This is a genomic window from Ruegeria sp. HKCCD7251 (assembly GCF_013031165.1).
Taxonomy (GTDB): domain Bacteria; phylum Pseudomonadota; class Alphaproteobacteria; order Rhodobacterales; family Rhodobacteraceae; genus Ruegeria.
In genome coordinates this window covers 847,990-866,836 of sequence record NZ_WPZC01000001.1, presented here as the reverse complement: position 1 = coordinate 866,836, position 18,847 = coordinate 847,990, and the positions used below count along the sequence as shown (strand labels likewise).

The window sequence follows — 18,847 nt, the reverse complement described above, 5'->3', positions numbered from 1 at the left end:
TCGACAAGGAAACGCAGGATGAGCGACGTTAAGACCCAGATCGACGAAACCGTCAAAGCCAACGACGTGGTGTTGTATATGAAAGGCACCAAGGAAATGCCTCAGTGTGGGTTCTCGTCCCGCGTGGCTGGTGTGCTGAATTACATGGGGGTCGACTATACCGACGTAAACGTTTTGTCCGACGAAGAGGTCCGTCAGGGTATCAAGGATTACTCCGACTGGCCGACCGTTCCGCAACTGTATGTCAAAGGCGAATTCGTCGGCGGGTGCGATATCATCACCGAAATGACCCTGTCGGGTGAATTGGATACGCTTTTTGACGACAACGGTGTTGGCTACGACAAAGATGCTGCGGACAAAATCCGCGAAGCGAACGCCTGATTAACGGCTGGAGCAATCCTTTAGAATGTCCTGCTCACTGGCGGCGTCGCCCGTCGCCAGAAAGCTGACCATGGCATCCCAGCCTTTGGACCGCAGAATATAAGTGCCGTCCTCACCCGTAGATTCATAGCGGATACCCGAGGCGCTGGGTGCTTGCTTAAGTGAGATCAGAGTGTCATCAACCAACATTGCCGCCGCGCTGGATCCGTCAGTCGCGTTGAAATACGTCACTTGAAGCGAGACGTTGTTCTCACAGGTGAATGTCACAGGCAGGATGTCGATCTCAGCCTGCGCCGATCCGCCTGACGCAAGCATCGCAGCGGCAAAAATGCCAATCCTGAACATGCGTTATCCTGCTGTTTTGTCTTCGATGACCGAGGCCAAGGCCTCGGCCCTTGCAGCCAGTTCCGCCAGCGTATCCGTCACCGACGGTGGCACAACTGCGACTTCCACCCTTTCGGGCTCTGGCTTTGGCATCTCACGAAGGGTTTTGACCTCTGCTTCCACCTCGGACAACTTACGTTCAAGCATCTTGATCTTGTCATCATTCGCTGCGGTCTTATCCGCAAGCATCAACCCTGCCATAAGAAGCATTCGCGACTCGGGCATACGCCCAATCTGGTCTGACAATACCTGCGCCTCGTCATCCAGCATTTTTGCAGCGGCTTGCAGGAATACTTCCTCACCCTCCTGACAAGAGACATCAAAGCCACGGCCACCTATTTGAATGGTTACTTCGGGCATTACTCCACCTCTCCATCAGCCAGTTTCGCCCGCGACAACAGCGGTTCCAAACGGGCCAGAACTGCATGGGCTTCGGCAGCATCTGTTGCCTGCGCCGCGCGGGTTGCTTCCAGTTCCGCCACTGTGGCCCGGTTCAACAGTTCCGCATCGGGCAGACCGTTCTGCGACGCTGCCCGAAGCTCATCAACAGACTTGCGCAATTGCTCATTGGCTTTGCGCATACGTTGCAGATCATCATCCAGTCTGGACATTGCGGCACCATGGCTGCTGCGCTCCGCGCGCAACATCTCAAGTTCCGAACTAAGTTCGGCTACGCGCTCACTATCGGCCAATTCGGATTTCAATCGGGCGTTCTCGGCTTCCAGTTCCTGAGATTTTGTTGCCGCGGCCCTCAGTTTCTCATTCTCTGCGCGAAGCGTGTCGACCTCATCCTGATTTTCCAAGGCGGCCTTTGCGTCCGCCAGTTCCGCGCGAGCGGCTTCAACCGCCTCTAGCTTCGCAGTCGCTTCGGCCAACTGCTCTCGCAATGCGCCGTTTTCGGGGTGGTCGGAAGGTGCTGAACGCAGGCTTTCCATGTCAGCACGCATTGCGTCGACTTCTTGTTCGTGCCGCTGTTTCAGTGTCTTCAGGCGTTCTTCCAACTGCGCATTGGCGACACGTTCATCATCCAGTGCCGCGCGCAAGCTATCGTCTTGGACTGCCCCGGTCGGAGCTTTGTTCTGTAAGGCATCGACCCCAATTCCAATTCTCTCCATCGCAGAGACGATACGGCGGTGTAATTCTTCGATCTGGCTCATGCCCCTGCCACCTCTTTATCAAGGTTCCTTGTGTCGCGGTTCATCCGAATCAACATAATCCGCGTCTTGCTCTAGTCTAACCCAACGGCGCAGAAAATACCCACTCTTTGCTTTCAACAACTTGGACTGCGTTCTTGATCCATGAATATGATGCAACCCCCAGTTATGCTTGCACTTTGAGGGCTGAGTGGTATTGAGCGGCCCATCTGCCTGTAATCCAAAGGAACAACGCCCGTGGACCTGACTGCGCTGCGCAATGCAAACCCCGAACACTGGGACAAAGCTGCGGCCATCCGCACACTGACCCTCGACGCCGTCGCGGCCGCCAATTCCGGCCATTCCGGCATGCCCATGGGCATGGCCGATGTTGCGACCGTGCTGTTCGAAAAGCACCTGAAATTTGACGCCTCTGCCCCGAACTGGCCGGACCGCGACCGGTTTATCCTGTCTGCCGGACACGGCTCGATGCTGGTCTATTCGCTGCTTTATCTCACAGGCCATGCAGACGTTACGCTGGACGAGATCAAGAACTTCCGCCAACTGGGCGCGAAAACCGCGGGTCACCCGGAAAACTTCCTGGTCGACGGAATCGAAACCACGACTGGCCCGCTGGGTCAGGGTATTTCGAACGCCGTGGGCTTTGCCATGGCCGAGGAAATCCAACGCGCGCATTACGGCAAGAAAGTCGTCGATCACTACACTTACGTGATCGCGGGCGATGGGTGCCTAATGGAGGGCGTCAGCCAAGAGGCGATCACCCTTGCCGGTCGTCATGAACTAAGCAAGCTGATCGTCTTCTGGGACAACAACAACATCACCATTGACGGCACCGTGGACATCGCTGATCGCACCGATCAGGTGCGCCGTTTTGCGGCCTCGGGCTGGCATGTGATTGAGATTGACGGTCACGACCCGCAGGCCATCGACGCCGCAATCGTGGATGCGAAAAAATCGAACAAGCCGACCATGATCGCCTGCGAAAGCCACATCGCTTTGGGTCACGCAGCGCAGGATACCTCGAAAGGTCACGGGGCGCTGACGGATCAAGATCAACTGAAGGCCGCCAAGGAAGGCTATGGCTGGCCGCATGACGCGTTCGAAATCCCCGCCAACGTGAAGACCGCATGGGAAGCAATCGGCGCGCGTGGGAGTGCCGAGCGCACCGCGTGGGAGGCCCGCTTTGCTGCGCTATCCGAGCGTAAGCAGGCCGAATTCAACCGCGCCTATGCGTTCGAAGCACCCAAGAATCTGGCCGGTGCCATCCGTTCATTCAAAAAACAGATGTCGGAAGACCAGCCAAAACTGGCCACCCGCGCCTCGTCGGAAAAGGTTCTGAACGTCGTCAACCCGATCGTGACCGAAACCGTGGGCGGTTCGGCCGACCTGACTGGCTCGAACAATACTAAGTCGGCTGATATGGGTGTGTTTCTGCCGGAAAACCGCAAGGGCCGTTACATCCATTACGGTATCCGTGAACACGGCATGGCCGCTGCGATGAACGGTATGGCGCTGCATGGCGGTATCCGCCCCTATGGCGGGACATTTATGGCCTTCACCGATTATGCTCGCCCGTCGATGCGTCTGGCCGCGCTGATGAAAGTGCCGTCGGTCTTCGTGATGACACACGATTCCATCGGTCTGGGCGAAGACGGCCCGACTCACCAGCCGGTCGAACATCTGGCAATTTCACGCGCGACGCCGAACACCTATGTGTTCCGCCCCGCTGACACGGTTGAAACGGCCGAAGCCTGGGAATTGGCGCTGACCTTCAAGGGCAGCCCATCGGTCCTGTCGCTGACCCGTCAGGGCGTGCCGACCGTTCGGACCCAGCACAAGACCAAGAACCTGACCGCTCAGGGCGCTTATGTTTTGGCCGAGGCCGAGGGCAAACGTCAGGCCATCCTGATTGCCACCGGCTCCGAAGTGTCGCTGGCGATGGAAGCCAAAGCGATGCTTGAAGCCGAAGGCATAGGCACCCGCGTCGTGTCCATGCCCTGCATGGAACTGTTTGCACAGCAGGACGAAGCATATCGTAAGCGTGTTCTTCCGGCTGGTCCCGTCCGTGTAGGCATCGAAGCCGCCGTTCGCGCGGGTGGCTGGGATCGCTGGTTGCTGGGTGAACGCGGCCGCGAAGCCAAGGCCGGTTTCATCGGCATGTCGAGCTTTGGTGCCTCGGCCCCAGCGGGCGAACTGTACAAGCATTTTGGCATCACGGCTGAGGCTGCAGTTGCGAAGGTTGAAGAACTGCTGGGTTGATCCCGGCAGCAATAACGTCAAAAGCCCCGGCCTGCGCCGGGGCTTTTTTGTTAAACAAAGATGATAACTGACTGCATCCCGTCTACAACAAGGTCACCGTCGGTGTTCCAGACCCGCATGACTTGAGAGCTATAACCGTTTCGCCCCGCAGTCAGTTGATGTTCCAGCAACCACCAGCCTTCTCGCGTCCTGATCTCTTCGGCCAACACATTGAAAATCCAGTTCATCGATGAGTTTGGACCCGGCTTTTTGAGCGCTGGATAGATTGCAGGCGGCGGCAGATCAGCAACCGAGATCAACCCTTCCATCCGGTCCCACATGCACGGATCTTTATGCCGTGCCCAAAGGCGCATGTACCCTTTCTCAGCACCTGAGAAAGGCAAAGCACCGTCGATCAGCCTAACATCAAAATTTTGCAGAAACGGTATGGGCGGCTTGGGTAAATCTGGCGGAAAATAATACCCCGTGTTTTCGGGTTCCTCTGCTGAATTTGCCGGGCATTCGAACGCTACGTGGCTATCCTGAGGATAACCAAAGGAAAAAGTCGCCATCGCCGCGACCTTCCCGTCGATCTCAGCACGGGCATTGATGATAGTCACATTCCGTCCCTGCCTTAGAACCTCGGTGCCGATCGTCGGCGAGGTTCCAATAGGAGCGGTGAAATTCACCAGGGCCGAGCGCAAGGACGGTAAATCCTGATGCTTAGTGCGAACCGCATCTAACATAAGCGCCGAGGAAAAGCCGCCAAAGGTTGTCCGACCCTGCATCCACTCGGATGGCACGGGATATCTAAGATCATCGCCTTCCGGCATACGGCTCTCAAGAACCTCGGCTAAAGTGTGAGACGACATTTGGTTTCCGATTCTTGCAATTCAGCCCACAACTTAACTGCCGTATAGCTTCCGGCTATAACGACCCGACGTCAAAACAGAGTATTCAATGCTGTTTGTCTGGCCCCGAAAACATAGCCATCAATGGCGCGATAATCTTGGTTGCAATTGGAATCAGCACTAGCCCGTAGGCAAGACCAAACACACCATCCATCGCGGCCTTGGATATCCACTCCACCGCACCGGTCCATTGCTCGGACACGGTATGCCCCAGCGCATAAGCCCAGTCGTGAATGTGGTGGCCCAACCAGCCAAAGCCCAGTTCTTCCATGCCATGAATGAGGATTGACCCGCCGACCCACAACATTGCAGCCGTGCCGACAACGGACAGAACCTTCATGACAATGGGCATCGCCTTGACCAACCCACGACCGAACCCGCGCCCGATCGGGGTGAACGCGTTCTGTGCCATGTACAGCCCGATATCATCCATCTTTACGATCAGCGCCACCGAGCCATATACCGCAACCGTGACACCGACACCCACAACGGCCAGAGTAGCCGCCTGCATCCAAAGGTTCGGGGCCTCAACTGCGGCTAACGCAATGGTCATGATCTCGGCGGACAGGATAAAGTCTGTCTTTATCGCCCCTTTGACCTTTTGCTCTTCAAGCTGGCCCGGTTCGCGGATGGCCATATCCTCTTTGATGATATGGCTGCCGTGCGGAAAAAGGACGTGGAAAATCTTCTCCGCCCCTTCAAAACACAAATAAGACCCCCCCAACATCAACAAGGGCGTGATCATCCAAGGCGCGAAATTCGCTAGCAACAAGGCGACGGGCAACAACAAAACAACCTTGTTGAACACCGAACCGCGCGCAATGCGCCATATAATCGGCAGCTCTCGGGCCGGAGCAAAACCCTGAACGTATTTGGGGGTAACTGCCGCGTCGTCGATTATCACGCCTGCAGTTTTTGCCCCGGCCTTGCCCGCTGCAGCAACCACATCGTCAACTGACGCCGCCGCAACCTTTGCGATCCCCGCCACGTCATCCAACAATGCCAAAAGACCGCTCATGCTGCTTCCTTTCCAGTCACCTGCCGCAATCCGACCCTACCCGATCCCACGGCTAGCGCAAGCGTTAGCGATACCGGTCGAGGTTTGCGCTAACACGTTCAGAATATGTCACTTTTACTCTTTTGGGAACGCGTTCGGGCCGCTATATCGCCTGCAACGCAAGCGCATTTTGGAGACGTCAGATGACCATCAAGGTCGGCATCAATGGTTTTGGCCGTATCGGCCGCTGCACCCTGTCGCATATCGCGGCATCGGCCCGCAACGACATCGAAGTGATCAAGGTCAACGCGACCGGCCCGCTGGAAACCACTGCGCACCTGCTGAAGTACGACAGCGTCCATGGCCGGTTCCCTCGTGATGTTGCCATCAACGGCAATACGATGGATTTGGGCCGTGGTCCGATGCAGATGTTCTCGACCTACGATATGAACGAACTGGACTGGGAAGGCTGCGACGTCGTTCTTGAATGTACCGGCAAGTTCAACGACGGCCTGAAGGCAAAGACTCACCTTGAGCGCGGCGCGCAAAAGGTTCTGTTGTCCGCGCCTGGCAAGAATGTCGACAAAACCATCGTGTATGGCGTGAACCACAACAACCTGGCTGCAGAAGACAAGATGGTCTCGAATGGTTCTTGCACCACGAACTGCCTTGCCCCGCTTGCCAAGGTTCTGGACGAAGGCATCGGGATCGAGCATGGCATTATGACCACGATCCACGCCTATACCGGCGACCAGCCCACACTAGACCGTCGCCACAGCGACCTGTACCGCGCCCGTGCCGCTGCTATGTCGATGATCCCGACCTCGACAGGCGCGGCCAAGGCGCTGGGTGAAGTGCTGCCGAACTTAAAGGGGCGTCTGGATGGATCGGCCATCCGTGTTCCGACGCCGAATGTTTCTGCCGTAGACCTGACCTTCCGCGCGGCGCGTGACGTAAGCGTGGACGAAGTGAACGCCATCGTCCGCGAAGCCTCGCAAGGTCATATGCAGCGCGTGCTGGGCTATGAGCCCGCGCCGCTGGTTTCGACCGACTTCAACCATACCGAAGAAAGCTCGATCTTCGCGCCGGACCAGACTCGCGTCGTCAATGACCGCATGGTCCGTGTGCTGGCGTGGTACGACAACGAATGGGCCTTCTCGGTGCGTATGGCCGATGTCGCTGTTGCGATGGGGCGTCTTAACTAAGACGTCGTTGAAATCTTGAACATATTTACCCGCTCAGGTTATCTGGGCGGGTGTTTTCGTTCGGGGCCCAAATGACCAATCAAATCGCAATCTGGCTGGGTCTATTGCTTCTGGGCGGCGCTTTTCTGGACATTGCCCTGTTCGGACCCGAGCATTTCGTGTTCCTCGGCAAGAAATTCTATGCCTTTCTGGATTGGATCGCCTTCTGGCGATGACAGAGGTTTTGCTTGACTTTTTCGTCGTTCTGACGTTGTTAGCGCTAACTAGAACATGGCCGATACACGGACGGAGCAAACCATGACACTCAAACTGGCAATAAATGGATTTGGACGCATCGGACGCAACGTGTTGCGGGCTGTTACGGAAAATGGCCGGACCGATGTTGAAATCGTCGCCATCAACGATCTGGCAAAACCGGAAATGAATGCGCATCTGTTCGAGTTTGACAGTGTCCATGGCCGCTATTCCAAACCCGTGACCCTGTCGGATGCCGGTATGGATGTCGGTGCAGGCCCTATCCGACTGACCAGCGAGCGGGACCCTGAGACTCTTGACTGGTCCGATGTGGACGTTGTCCTGGAATGTACCGGCGTATTCCGCACGCGCGAGGCAGCCGCCCGCCATCTGGAGAACGGGTCGAAAAAGGTTCTGATCTCGGCCCCGGCACGTGGAGACGGTGGCGTTAAAACAGTCGTATTCGGCGTAAACGACCACGAACTGACGGCGCAGGACACCATCGTTTCAAACGCCTCGTGCACCACAAACTGCCTGTCACCAGTCGCTGCCGCTTTGGATGCGGGCCTTGGCATTGTCCATGGCAACATGACGACGGTTCATGCCTATACCGCCAGTCAGCCGGTGCACGATTCCGCGGGCAAGGACCCCTATCTATCACGCGCGGCGGCTCTGTCGATGATCCCGACAACAACCGGTGCTGCATCCGCCGTTGGTCTTGTATTGCCGCAGTTGCAGGGCAAACTGACCGGTCAAGCCATCCGCGTGCCGACGCCGAATGTCTCGGTCGTTGATCTGGTGGCCGAGGTCTCGCGCGCGACCACAGAAGACGAGGTCAATGCCTTGTTTGTCGAAGCGGCGGCTAAAATCCCCGGCGTATTGGCGGCCGAACAACGCCCGCTTATCTCCGTCGATTTTAACCACGATTCCCACAGCTCAACCGTGTCGCTGCCCGAGACAAAGGTCACCGACGGTACTCTGGTCCGGGTGTTGGCCTGGTATGACAATGAATGGGGATTCTCGAACCGGATGCTGGATACCGCAGCGGCGATGGGTGCGTTATCCTAAGCGCGCTTTCAATGCTGTATTGACGCGGGGTGTGACGAATTTCGATACGTCCCCGCCCAGCCGGGCGATTTCTTTAACCAGTTTCGACGCGATCGCCTGGTGGCGTGCTTCGGCCATCAGGAAAACGGTTTCCACCGAATTATCCAACGCGCGATTCATGCCAACCATTTGAAATTCATACTCAAAGTCGGCAACCGCGCGCAAACCACGCACGATAATCTGCGCGCCGACATCGCGGGCGCAGTCGATCAGAAGGTTTTCAAAGGGATGTGCGATGATTTCAGTACCCGTTTGCTCCGTCAGAAGTGCGCATTCCGCCTCGATCATGGCGACGCGTTCTTCCAGGGTGAACAAGGGGCCTTTGTCCCGATTAATTGCGACGCCAATCACCAGCTTGTCGACAAGCGCGGAAGCGCGGCGAATGATGTCGATATGACCCAAAGTGATCGGATCAAAAGTTCCGGGATACAATCCAACCCTCATCGCGGCCTCCTGCGCAACAAAATTTCTGCGCAAGCAAACATAACTCTGCCGCAGGTGCAATAGGAAGTAAGGTTTGAGGGGTGATTAATGCCCCATGATCATCGTTTCCAGCGCTTCCTTTTCCATTGCAAGTTCTGACAATTGCGCTTTGACGACATCGCCCAGAGTGACAATTCCAATCAACTGTCCGTCTTCCACAACCGGCATGTGGCGAAAGCGGCCGGTCGTCATGCGTTGAAGAACATCTTGCACACTGTCCTGCCGCGTTGCGGTTTCCAGATCACTCGTCATATAGGCACTGACGGACCGATTCAGACAGCCACTGCCACTTGCGGCCAATTCCCGCACGATGTCACGTTCGGAAAGGATACCGGATGCTGTTTCCCCACCATCCACAGACACCACGACCGTACCAATCCGTTTTTCCGCTAGTATTTTCGAAGCCTCGGACACGGTAATATCGGGGGTAACAGTAACGACCCCCTCGGTGGCCTTGGATTTCAGAATGGTCTGTACAAGCATATAGATAACCTCCGAAATAACTTCCTGTTTTACAAAGCGTTGCCGGAATGTCTAAACCTGTCAAGGTGAAGCTTCGGCCTCAAGCCGCTCAACCTCTTCGCGAATACCAAGCGTCAGGGCCTGCGCAAAACGGTTCAATCGTTCATTTCGTTGGTCTCCCTGATGGCGGACAAGGTGAAAACTTCGGGTCAGACTTACCTGATCCGTCAGTATTTTCTGCAAACATGGATGGAACGGCAGGGTAAAGTCATGCGCCATGCAAATACCTGAGCCCAGCGAGACTTGCCTCAGTTGAACCGAAACCGAATTCGATGCAAGCGCGACACGGTCAACACCGATATCGACCAGATAATCCAGTTCGCGATCAAAGATCATGTCCGGGATGTAACCGATCAGCCTGTGCCCACTCAAAGCCTCGACTGAGTTGATTGTGGGGTGAGCGTGCAGGTAATCCTGCGTTGCAACCAGATGTAACCTATAATCCGTGATTTTCTGAACCAGCAACTTCCCCGCTGTCGGCGCGCTTACCGTCACCGCCATGTCCGCTTCGCGGCGTGACAGGTTTATGACGCGCGGTAAGGCCAGGATTTGTATATCCAGTTCAGGATTGGCTTCGCAGATCTTCGCGCAAACCTGCGGCAAAAGATAATTGGCGCATCCATCAGGTGCCCCGATCCGAATTTGGCCGCTCATCGTCTTGGACGATCCAGCCAACGCACCAGACGCAGCACGCATGGCCTCTTCCGCCTTCAGCCCGTATTCCAGAAGGCGCTCACCGGCGGTGGTCAGCAAATATCCCTGCGGGGACTTTGAAAAAAGCGATGTGTCCAGTGACATTTCAAGCCGCCCGATCCTGCGCCCGACCGTAGCGGGATCAATTTTGAGCAAACGTCCAGCCGCCGACAGGCTTTCCTCGCGGGCAACCGCAAGAAATACACGCATATCATCCCAGTTTGGCGTCACGTTTTATTCCATTGCATTTTTGCAAAGCACCTTTGGGAGATTGCCTCTGTTCACGCGATTTATGCAAGCCTATTCTGCCCGCAAATCTATCGGAGGAAATGGAAATGTCCGAACTGTCCCACTTTATCAATGGCGAGAATGTCGCTGGCACGTCTGGTCGCTTCGACGATGTGTTCAATCCGGCAACAGGCGAAGTTCAGTACAAATGCCCCATGGCAAGCGCTGCTGAAACCACCGCTGCGATCGAAAGTGCGGCGGCGGCGCAACCTGCTTGGGGCGCGACAAACCCTCAGAAACGCGCGCGTGTTATGATGGCAATGGTTCATCTGATGAACCGCGATATGGACAAACTGGCTGAGGCACTCAGCCGTGAACACGGCAAAACCATCCCGGACGCCAAGGGTGACCTTCAACGCGGGCTGGAAGTGATCGAGTACTGCATCGGCGCGCCTCAGATGTTGAAGGGTGAGTTCACGGACAGCGCGGGTCCGGGCATCGACATGTATTCGATGCGTCAACCGTTGGGTGTTGTGGCCTCGATCATGCCGTTCAACTTCCCGGCGATGATGCCTCTATGGCATGTGGGCCCTGCTTTGGCCTGTGGTAACGCTGTCGTTTTGAAACCGTCCGAACGTGACCCCTCGGTTCCGCTGATGCTGGCCGAACTGTTCATCGAGGCAGGTCTGCCCAAAGGCGTCTTTCAGGTCGTGAATGGCGATAAAGAGGCCGTCGATACCCTGCTGGACAGCGAAATTATTCAGGGCGTGTCTTTCGTGGGCTCGACCCCGATTGCACAGTACATCTATTCCCGCGCCACGGCGAACGGCAAACGTGCTCAGTGCTTTGGCGGTGCCAAGAACCACATGATCGTGATGCCGGATGCAGACATGGATCAGGCAGCCGATGCGCTGGTCGGTGCGGGTTTCGGCGCAGCAGGCGAACGCTGCATGGCGATTTCGGTTGCGGTTCCCGTTGGGGAAGAAGCAGCCGACGCGTTGATCGAAAAGCTGATCCCGCGCATCGAAAAACTCAAAGTTGGCCCCTATACTGCAGGTGATGACGTGGACATGGGCCCCGTTGTTACAGCCGCCGCGAAAGAACGCATTTTGGGCCTGATCAACTCGGGCGTGGAACAGGGTGCAAAACTGGTCGTCGATAATCGCGATTTCAGCCTGCAAGGCTATGAGGACGGTTTCTTTGTCGGTCCTCACCTGTTCGACCACGTGACGCCTGAGATGGATATCTACAAGCAGGAGATCTTCGGTCCTGTCCTGTCCACCGTCCGCGCCGGTTCTTATGAGGAAGCGCTGAAGCTGGCGATGGACCATGAATACGGCAACGGCACCGCGATCTTTACCCGTGATGGTGACACCGCACGCGACTTTTCAAGCCGCGTGAATATCGGCATGGTCGGCGTCAATGTACCGATCCCTGTTCCGCTGGCCTATCACACCTTTGGCGGCTGGAAGAAGTCCATGTTCGGTGACCTGAACCAGCACGGCCCTGACAGTTTTAAGTTCTATACCCGCACCAAGACCGTTACGGCCCGCTGGCCCTCGGGCATCAAGGAAGGTGGCGAGTTTAACTTCAAAGCCATGGACTGATTAAAAGCGTCCCCCATGAACACCAAACCCGGCCTGTATTGGCCGGGTTTTTTCGGCAAAGCTCTGCCGAAATCCAAGTTTTTGGCGAACTCACGATAAGTTCAAACTGACACCACTGGCAAATCCGTGCCGGCAGCAATATTTTACCTCAAATTTGTTCGAGCAGTTCCTGATCCGGAGGCAACATTGTCAAACCCCCGTATGACCCGCCGCACAGCTTTGTTGGGTGCAGCGTCCTTGCTGGCAACACCTGCTTTGGTGCGCGCGCAAAGCACGGATGCATTCCCGCAAACAGAAGATGCGATCAGCACACAGTTGCCTGTACGCCGCAATGTATCCTCGTTCTCGCAACAGAACTGGCAGGATCACTTTGACCAGTTGGGGGTTGGGTGTCTGCTGGCCGATATTACCAGCCGCGCGGTCCACTACTGGGGTCCGGATGGAACCTATAAACTGTACCCAAGTTCCGTTCCCATGAGCGAAGAACTGACCAAGCGCGGATATACCGAAGTGGTACGCAAGCGAGAAAACCCAAGTTGGACACCAACCGCGTCAATGCGCGAACGCGATCCCTCGTTGCCCGTTAGAATGGAGGGCGGAGACCCCGGTAATCCATTGGGCACCCGCGCGATGTATTTGGGCTGGCCGGCGTATCTGGTTCACGGAACACACGACACGCGTAAGATCGGACGCCAAAGTTCGTCTGGGTGTATCGGTCTGTATAACCAGCATGTTGAGGAGTTGTATCCTCTGGTTAAAGTCGGAACCCAAGTTCGACTGATCTGACAAAAAAGCCCCGGTCACAAGGACCGGGGCTTTTTTTCTGATGAGTGATTACTCAGGCAGGATCACCGCGTCCACAACATGAATGACGCCGTTGCTTGCTTTGATGTCGGCTTGTACGACCTCTGCACCATTCACTTTGACGCCGTTCTTGGCATTCACGCTCAAACGATCGCCCTGAACGGTCAGAACCTTGGCGCGCTTCCCGGCAATATCACCCGACATCACCTTGGCGGGAACAACATGGTAAGTCAGAATCTCGACAAGTTGATCCTTGTTTTCAGGCAGTAGCAAAGTTTCCACGGTGCCTTCGGGCAGAGCGGCAAACGCTTCGTCGGTCGGCGCGAAAACTGTGTAAGGTCCGTTCCCTTTCAGCGTGTCGACGAGACCGGCGGCTTGAACGGCTGCGACCAGCGTATTGAATGACCCGGCAGAAACTGCGGTGTCCACGATGTCAGCGGCCTGAGCCTTTACTGGCAGTGTCAGTGCGATTGCGGCGGCTGCGCCCATGAATGTGCGGCGGAACATGGCTGTTAACTCCTCTCCAGCGTTGTATGGAAAGGGGTACGCGCCTTTGCGGAAGCCGGATCACAATGAGGTCAATTTTCTTTTATCTGCACCCAAATACTTTGCGCCCGACCGTCCTTAAGGAAAGGCAGGGCTTCCATCGCATCCGGACGATCCTGTTGCAGGTAATATCCCGGCCAAAGCATTGAAAAGGCGCCAGATTGCAACAAGGCGTGCAGCATATACTGTTCGCCCCAACCCGGACAATCATAGAAGAAACGCTTGGGATATTCGTAAGGCAGAAAAACATCGTGCACGTGGATGACGACGCCGGGTTTCAGGTTCGGAATGCTCCGACAGAACAAATGCGCGACGTCGTTGCTCATGCGGACAACATGGCTGGAGTCGATGAACAATACGTCACCGGATTCAAGCTGATCGAATACCGATGGATCGACATCTTCCAGCCGTTTTTGCTCGAACTGATCCACCACGTGCGCGATGTCTGCACGCGGAAACGGGTCGATCGCGGTTATCTGCGTGTCCAGCCCTGCGTCAATGATCGCCTGACGCGTAACGCGTGTCGAATTTCCGCACCCGACCTCGATCACCCGTTTGGGCTGAAACCTGCGGATCATCAGATACAGCGCGTCTGCGTCTGGGCTGTCGTAATATCCGTTTCCAACGCGATACCCAGTCTGATTGTGCGCGGGGTCTTTCAAGGCGTCCAGTGCGGCTGCGTGCTGGCGATATTCGTCGGCCAACTGCGTGATGTCGAACCTATCCATCCCAGGAGAAAGCGCATAGGCCGGGCGGGTCAGCCCCCCTGCCCGTTCAAACGCCTCAAGACGGGCGCGCTCCTCGCGCTCTGTCACCTTGTCGATCAGTTTTACTCCAAGCTGGTCAAGCACCGTATTCAGCCGAGGGAATTTCCTGGGTTTCAATCGAAGACTCCGGGTTTGGATTTCATTTGATCCTGTCCTTACATTTGGAGACAGGCAGTCCGCAAGCACCGCGCGGGTAAACACTTGGCAAAAATCCAAATTCCGTATTCACTGGTCCGATAATCAACCATGAGGGCCGCCATGCAGCAGGAATTCACACTGGGCATCGAGGAAGAATATCTGCTGGTTGACCGTGACAGTCTTGAACTTGCCGAAGCACCCGAAGCCCTTATGGAAGCGTGTCAGGCGGATTTTGAAGGGCAAGTCAGCCCGGAATTCCTGCAATGTCAAATTGAGGTCGGCACCCGCCCCCACACAACGATCGGTTCAGCCCGAGAAGACCTAAAGCGGCTGCGTAGCTGCGTCGCAAGCCGTGCCGCAGACTACAATCTGGCGCCCATTGCGGTGTCTTGTCATCCTTTTGCGGATTGGAAGAAACAGCATCACACACGAAAAGATCGGTATGATGCCCTGCACCACGCGCTGGGCGGTGTCGCGCGCCGTATGCTCATCTGTGGGATGCATGTCCATGTCGGCGTCGAGGACCCGGCTTTGCGGGCCGACCTGATGCCTCAGTTGTCATACTTTCTGCCGCACCTTTTGGCCCTGTCCACGTCCTCGCCCTATTGGAACGGCGAGGATACCGGCCTGTCGTCCTATCGCCTGACCGTTTTCGATAACCTACCCCGCACGGGTCTTCCACCAGTGCTGGCAAGCTGGGCGGATTATGAACGGACGACCGGGATACTGGTCGAGCTGGGTGTCATCGAAGACACCTCGAAAATCTGGTGGGACTTGCGACCGTCCCATCGTTTTCCAACGCTCGAGACCCGGATAATGGACGTTCAGCCACGCTTGGAACACGCCTTGTCCCTGGCCGCGATGGTGCAAGCCCTGACGCGTATGCTGTGCCGATTAAAGGATCGTAACCTGCGGTGGCGTCAATACGACCGTTTTCTCATTGGAGAAAACCGATGGCGCGCGCAGCGTTACGGCGTTGGTGAGGGGATGATAGATTTTGGCGATCGTTCCGTCAAACCGATGCCCGAACTCATGGGGGAGCTGATGGGATTGCTTGCCGAAGACGCCGAGGCCTTGGGGACCATGACCGAACTGGCCCGCCTTCAGCAAATCGCCCAGAACGGGACATCGGCCACCCGCCAACGCCGTGTTTACGCCGAAGCTACAGCCCGGGACGAAGATCCCGGAAAGGCCGTCGTCAAACACCTGATCGAGGAATACCACGCGGATCTCTGACTAGGAATTCGACGGCTTAATCCCGAACCGCCGGTACCCCGCTGGGGAATTGCTGACCGTGAAAAATTTCTGTAAGAATTCGGAAATAAACACTTGTTCAATTCATCCGACGGCGTGGGAGGCAAGCCATGGATTTCGCAATGACCGAAGAGCAAACAGCGATCTTCGATATGGCCTATGATTTTGGCCAGGAAAACATCGCCCCTTACGCGCGCCAGTGGGAGGTCGACGGAACGATCCCCAAGGACCTGTGGCCCCGGATCGGCGAACTGGGGTTCGGAGCGCTATATGTTTCAGAAGACGGTGGTGGATCGGGCCTCAGCCGATTGGACGCCACCTTGGTGTTCGAAGCACTGTCCATGGCCTGCCCCTCAGTCGCGGCCTTTTTGTCGATCCACAACATGTGCGCCAAGATGCTGGACAGCTTTGCCAGCGATGAGTTGAAGTCGCGCATCATGCCAGAGGTTCTAAGCCTGAACACCGTACTCAGCTATTGCCTGACAGAACCGGGTTCGGGCTCGGACGCCGCGGCGCTTAAGACCCGGGCGGCGCGTACGAACGAAGGCTACACTCTGAACGGAACCAAAGCTTTCATCTCGGGTGGTGGCTATTCCGATGCTTATGTTTGCATGGTTCGCACGGGCGAAGACGGACCAAAGGGCATTTCGACCGTTTACGTCGAAGACGGAACGCCCGGCCTTAGCTTTGGTGCGCTGGAACAAAAGATGGGATGGAAAAGCCAACCCACCGCGCAGGTTCAGTTTGACGATTGCAAGATTCCGGCTGGGAACCTTGTCGGTGCCGAAGGTGACGGGTTCAAATATGCCATGATGGGGCTGGATGGTGGGCGCCTTAACATTGCCTCATGTTCTCTGGGCGCAGCACAGACCGGGTTGAACATGACCTTGCAATATATGTCCGAGCGCAAAGCCTTTGGGCAATCTATTGATCAGTTTCAGGCCCTACAGTTCCGTCTTGCCGATATGGAGATTGAACTGCAAGCCGCCCGCACCTTCCTGCGTCAGGCCGCGTGGAAGCTGGACCAAGGCGCGCCCGACGCGACAAAATTCTGCGCCATGGCGAAGAAATTCGTGACAGAAACCGGGTCAAAAGTCGTGGACCAATGTCTGCAGCTTCATGGCGGTTATGGCTATCTTGCTGACTACGGGATCGAAAAGCTTGTCCGCGACCTGCGTGTTCATCAGATTCTGGAAGGCACAAACGAGATCATGCGCGTCATCGTTTCGCGTCAAATGCTGGCCCAACGCTGAGGTCCGAATGTCAGACATCGAAATCCGTACCGAAGGCCGCGCTGGACGCATTACTTTGACCCGGCCGCAGGCGCTTAATGCGCTCAGCTACGACATGTGCATGGCTATTGACGCAGCGATGCGAAATTGGCGCGAGGATGACGCCGTCGATTTAGTCATTTTGGATGCGGTGGGGGAAAAGGCATTCTGTGCAGGTGGCGATATTGCCGAACTGTATGAAACAGGCACAAAGGGCGATTTCGACTATGGACGAACGTTCTGGCAGGATGAATACCGGCTTAACGCGCTGATCTTTGAATACCCGAAGCCAGTTGTCAGCTGTCTACAAGGTTTCACGATGGGTGGCGGGGTCGGAATTGGATGCCACGGCAGCCACAGAATTGTTTGCGAATCCAGCCAGATCGCGTTGCCTGAATGCGGCATCGGTCTGATCCCTGACGTTGGAAGCTCGCTTATGTTGGCGTTGGCACCGGGTCGTCTGGGCGAATATCTGGGAACGACCGGCTACCGCATGGGGCCCGGCGACGCAATTTATGCGGGGTTCGCGGATACTTTCATCCCTTCGTCCCAATGGCCCGACATCATACAGCTTTTGGAAGCGTCCGGCGACGTTGAACATCTTGCCAACCATGCGCAGACACCACCTGACAGTAGCTTGACCATCGCTCAAGCTGAGATCGACACTGGCTTCGGAGGTGAAGGCCTGGCCGATATTCTGAACACTCTACACCATTCAGAGGATGAGTTTTCAGCAAACGCCCTGAAGATGATGAAACGTAGCTCACCTTTGTCGATGGCTTGTACCATTGAAATGCTGCACCGCTTGCGTAGTTCAAACCTGTCGATCCGCAAAGCATTGGAGCATGAATATCGCTTTACCTTCCGCGCAATGGAGAGCGGTGATTTTCTGGAAGGTATTCGCGCCCAGATCATCGATAAAGACCGCAAGCCGCGCTGGCGCCATAAGGATCAAATTGTTCCGGCTGTGGAGGTATCGAACATGCTTCGGCCGCTCGGTGCGGACACCCTGACATTCGAAGAGGAGTAACGGATGAAAATCGGATTTATTGGTCTTGGGAATATGGGAAATCCGATGGCGGCCAATTTGGCGAAAGCTGGTCATGCCGTAACCGGGTTCGATACCGCGAATGTAAGCGTTCCGGGTGTCGAGATGGCCAGTTCCAGCGCGGACGCGGCTTCGGGCGCTGAAATCGTGATTACGATGCTGCCCAACGGTCAAATCCTGCGTGCCGTCGCCGAAGACATCATTCCATCCATGTCCGAAGGATCGGTTTGGATTGATTGTTCAACCGTCGACGTAGACAGCGCCCGCGCCGTCGCATCACAGGCTGCCAAGGCCGGAATCTTGGCCGTTGACGCCCCGGTCTCGGGCGGTATTGGCGGGGCCGCTGCAGGAACCTTGACGTTCATGGCGGGCGGCAGTGATGCAGCCTTTGCAAAAGCCGCGCCATTGTTTGACATCATGGGCCAAAAAGCAGTCCATTGCGGCGAGTCCGGCGCCGGGCAAGCAGCGAAGATCTGCAACAACATGATCCTTGGCGTCACCATGATCGCAACATGCGAAGCATTCGCCCTGGCTGACAAGCTGGGGCTGGACCGACAAAAGATGTTCGATGTGGTCAGCACCTCGTCTGGATATAGCTGGACAATGAACGCCTATTGTCCAGCTCCGGGTGTAGGTCCAGCCAGCCCTGCAGACAATGACTACCAACCCGGCTTCGCGGCAGAGCTTATGTTGAAAGATTTGCGCCTTAGCCAACAGGCCGCCGAAAGTTCGGATGCTGACACGCCGATGGGACAAGCCGCAACTTCACTGTACGAACGTTTTGTTGAGGTCGAAGATGGTTTGGGCAAGGATTTCTCGGCCATGCTGCCTCGCTTCGAAAAGCGGGGGCGGGAATAACGGATCACCCTTGGCAG

At 56.2% G+C, this 18,847-nt stretch carries 21 protein-coding genes; 11 read left to right on the top strand and 10 right to left on the bottom strand.

The genetic code is table 11. The features are described from left to right. Positions 1–18: 18 nt before the first annotated feature. Positions 19–381: a Grx4 family monothiol glutaredoxin gene (grxD, locus tag GOX75_RS04245; RefSeq protein WP_171121342.1), complete on the top strand. Its 363-nt coding sequence runs from the start codon at positions 19–21 to the stop codon at positions 379–381. Here grxD and GOX75_RS04240 read toward each other — a convergent pair whose 3' ends face one another. Genes GOX75_RS04240 through GOX75_RS04230 form a run of 3 tightly spaced genes read right to left on the bottom strand, consistent with a single transcriptional unit; the run spans position 382 to position 1,922 of the window. Then, the gene (locus GOX75_RS04240) at positions 382–726 is read right to left on the bottom strand and encodes an MliC family protein (protein WP_171121341.1); all 345 of its coding nucleotides are present in this window, start codon (positions 724–726) and stop codon (positions 382–384) included. Positions 727–729: 3 nt separating this feature from the next. After that, the gene (locus GOX75_RS04235; RefSeq protein ID WP_171121340.1) at positions 730–1,125 is read right to left on the bottom strand and encodes a cell division protein ZapA; all 396 of its coding nucleotides are present in this window, start codon (positions 1,123–1,125) and stop codon (positions 730–732) included. Then, on the bottom strand, positions 1,125–1,922 hold the full coding sequence (locus GOX75_RS04230; protein ID WP_171121339.1) for a hypothetical protein: 798 nt from the start codon (positions 1,920–1,922) through the stop codon (positions 1,125–1,127). Before GOX75_RS04230 ends, GOX75_RS04235 begins: the two co-directional genes overlap by 1 nt. Before the next feature lie 234 nt (positions 1,923–2,156). Here GOX75_RS04230 and tkt point away from each other — a divergent pair, with 234 nt between their 5' ends. Further along, positions 2,157–4,178, top strand: a complete 2,022-nt coding sequence (tkt, locus tag GOX75_RS04225) for a transketolase (RefSeq protein ID WP_171121338.1) — start codon at positions 2,157–2,159, stop codon at positions 4,176–4,178. A 50-nt stretch (positions 4,179–4,228) separates the two neighbouring features. Here the strand turns inward: tkt and GOX75_RS04220 are convergent, their stop codons facing one another. Both GOX75_RS04220 and GOX75_RS04215 read right to left on the bottom strand, forming a co-directional pair. After that, the gene (locus GOX75_RS04220; RefSeq protein WP_171121337.1) at positions 4,229–5,029 is read right to left on the bottom strand and encodes a thioesterase family protein; all 801 of its coding nucleotides are present in this window, start codon (positions 5,027–5,029) and stop codon (positions 4,229–4,231) included. Positions 5,030–5,114: 85 nt separating this feature from the next. After that, positions 5,115–6,086 carry a DUF808 domain-containing protein gene (locus tag GOX75_RS04215; protein WP_171121336.1) on the bottom strand — a complete coding sequence of 324 codons (972 nt, stop codon included), beginning with the start codon at positions 6,084–6,086 and terminating at the stop codon, positions 5,115–5,117. 182 nt (positions 6,087–6,268) lie between these two features. On the opposite strand from GOX75_RS04215, the gene gap (GOX75_RS04210) reads away from it, so the two are divergent. From gap (GOX75_RS04210) to gap (GOX75_RS04200), 3 genes are all read left to right on the top strand, one after another. Further along, a complete protein-coding gene (gap, locus tag GOX75_RS04210) occupies positions 6,269–7,270 on the top strand; it encodes a type I glyceraldehyde-3-phosphate dehydrogenase (RefSeq protein ID WP_171121335.1) in 1,002 nt (333 codons plus the stop codon). A 71-nt stretch (positions 7,271–7,341) separates the two neighbouring features. Next, positions 7,342–7,485: a hypothetical protein gene (locus tag GOX75_RS04205; RefSeq protein ID WP_171121334.1), complete on the top strand. Its 144-nt coding sequence runs from the start codon at positions 7,342–7,344 to the stop codon at positions 7,483–7,485. 82 nt (positions 7,486–7,567) lie between these two features. Further along, positions 7,568–8,572, top strand: a complete 1,005-nt coding sequence (gap, locus tag GOX75_RS04200) for a type I glyceraldehyde-3-phosphate dehydrogenase (protein ID WP_171121333.1) — start codon at positions 7,568–7,570, stop codon at positions 8,570–8,572. Here the strand turns inward: gap (GOX75_RS04200) and coaD are convergent. The 3 genes from coaD to GOX75_RS04185 form a co-directional block, all read right to left on the bottom strand. Beyond that, the gene (gene coaD, locus GOX75_RS04195; RefSeq protein ID WP_171121332.1) at positions 8,564–9,055 is read right to left on the bottom strand and encodes a pantetheine-phosphate adenylyltransferase; all 492 of its coding nucleotides are present in this window, start codon (positions 9,053–9,055) and stop codon (positions 8,564–8,566) included. The genes gap (GOX75_RS04200) and coaD overlap by 9 nt on opposite strands. A gap of 84 nt (positions 9,056–9,139) precedes the next feature. Further along, on the bottom strand, positions 9,140–9,577 hold the full coding sequence (locus GOX75_RS04190; RefSeq protein WP_171121331.1) for a CBS domain-containing protein: 438 nt from the start codon (positions 9,575–9,577) through the stop codon (positions 9,140–9,142). A 60-nt stretch (positions 9,578–9,637) separates the two neighbouring features. Beyond that, on the bottom strand, positions 9,638–10,540 hold the full coding sequence (locus GOX75_RS04185; protein WP_171121330.1) for a LysR family transcriptional regulator: 903 nt from the start codon (positions 10,538–10,540) through the stop codon (positions 9,638–9,640). A 104-nt stretch (positions 10,541–10,644) separates the two neighbouring features. On the opposite strand from GOX75_RS04185, the gene GOX75_RS04180 reads away from it, so the two are divergent. Together GOX75_RS04180 and GOX75_RS04175 are read left to right on the top strand one after the other, a co-directional pair. After that, positions 10,645–12,144: a CoA-acylating methylmalonate-semialdehyde dehydrogenase gene (locus tag GOX75_RS04180; RefSeq protein ID WP_171121329.1), complete on the top strand. Its 1,500-nt coding sequence runs from the start codon at positions 10,645–10,647 to the stop codon at positions 12,142–12,144. A gap of 201 nt (positions 12,145–12,345) precedes the next feature. After that, positions 12,346–12,930 carry a L,D-transpeptidase gene (locus GOX75_RS04175; protein ID WP_171121705.1) on the top strand — a complete coding sequence of 195 codons (585 nt, stop codon included), beginning with the start codon at positions 12,346–12,348 and terminating at the stop codon, positions 12,928–12,930. Between the two features lie 48 nt (positions 12,931–12,978). Here the strand turns inward: GOX75_RS04175 and GOX75_RS04170 are convergent, their stop codons facing one another. Both GOX75_RS04170 and GOX75_RS04165 read right to left on the bottom strand, forming a co-directional pair. Further along, on the bottom strand, positions 12,979–13,455 hold the full coding sequence (locus GOX75_RS04170; RefSeq protein WP_171121328.1) for a fasciclin domain-containing protein: 477 nt from the start codon (positions 13,453–13,455) through the stop codon (positions 12,979–12,981). A 71-nt stretch (positions 13,456–13,526) separates the two neighbouring features. After that, entirely contained in the window at positions 13,527–14,378 is an 852-nt protein-coding gene (locus GOX75_RS04165) for a class I SAM-dependent methyltransferase (protein ID WP_171121327.1), read from the bottom strand. 141 nt (positions 14,379–14,519) lie between these two features. Between GOX75_RS04165 and GOX75_RS04160 the strand changes: the two genes are divergently transcribed. The 4 genes from GOX75_RS04160 to mmsB all read left to right on the top strand — a co-directional run bounded on the left by GOX75_RS04160 (position 14,520) and on the right by mmsB (position 18,830). After that, positions 14,520–15,635, top strand: coding sequence for a carboxylate-amine ligase (locus tag GOX75_RS04160; protein WP_171121326.1), 1,116 nt, complete (start codon positions 14,520–14,522; stop codon positions 15,633–15,635). Positions 15,636–15,763: 128 nt separating this feature from the next. Next, entirely contained in the window at positions 15,764–16,906 is a 1,143-nt protein-coding gene (locus tag GOX75_RS04155; protein WP_171121325.1) for an acyl-CoA dehydrogenase family protein, read from the top strand. Positions 16,907–16,913: 7 nt separating this feature from the next. Then, entirely contained in the window at positions 16,914–17,954 is a 1,041-nt protein-coding gene (locus tag GOX75_RS04150; protein ID WP_171121324.1) for an enoyl-CoA hydratase/isomerase family protein, read from the top strand. 3 nt (positions 17,955–17,957) lie between these two features. Continuing rightward, a complete protein-coding gene (mmsB, locus tag GOX75_RS04145; protein ID WP_171121323.1) occupies positions 17,958–18,830 on the top strand; it encodes a 3-hydroxyisobutyrate dehydrogenase in 873 nt (290 codons plus the stop codon). Positions 18,831–18,847: the final 17 nt, after the last annotated feature.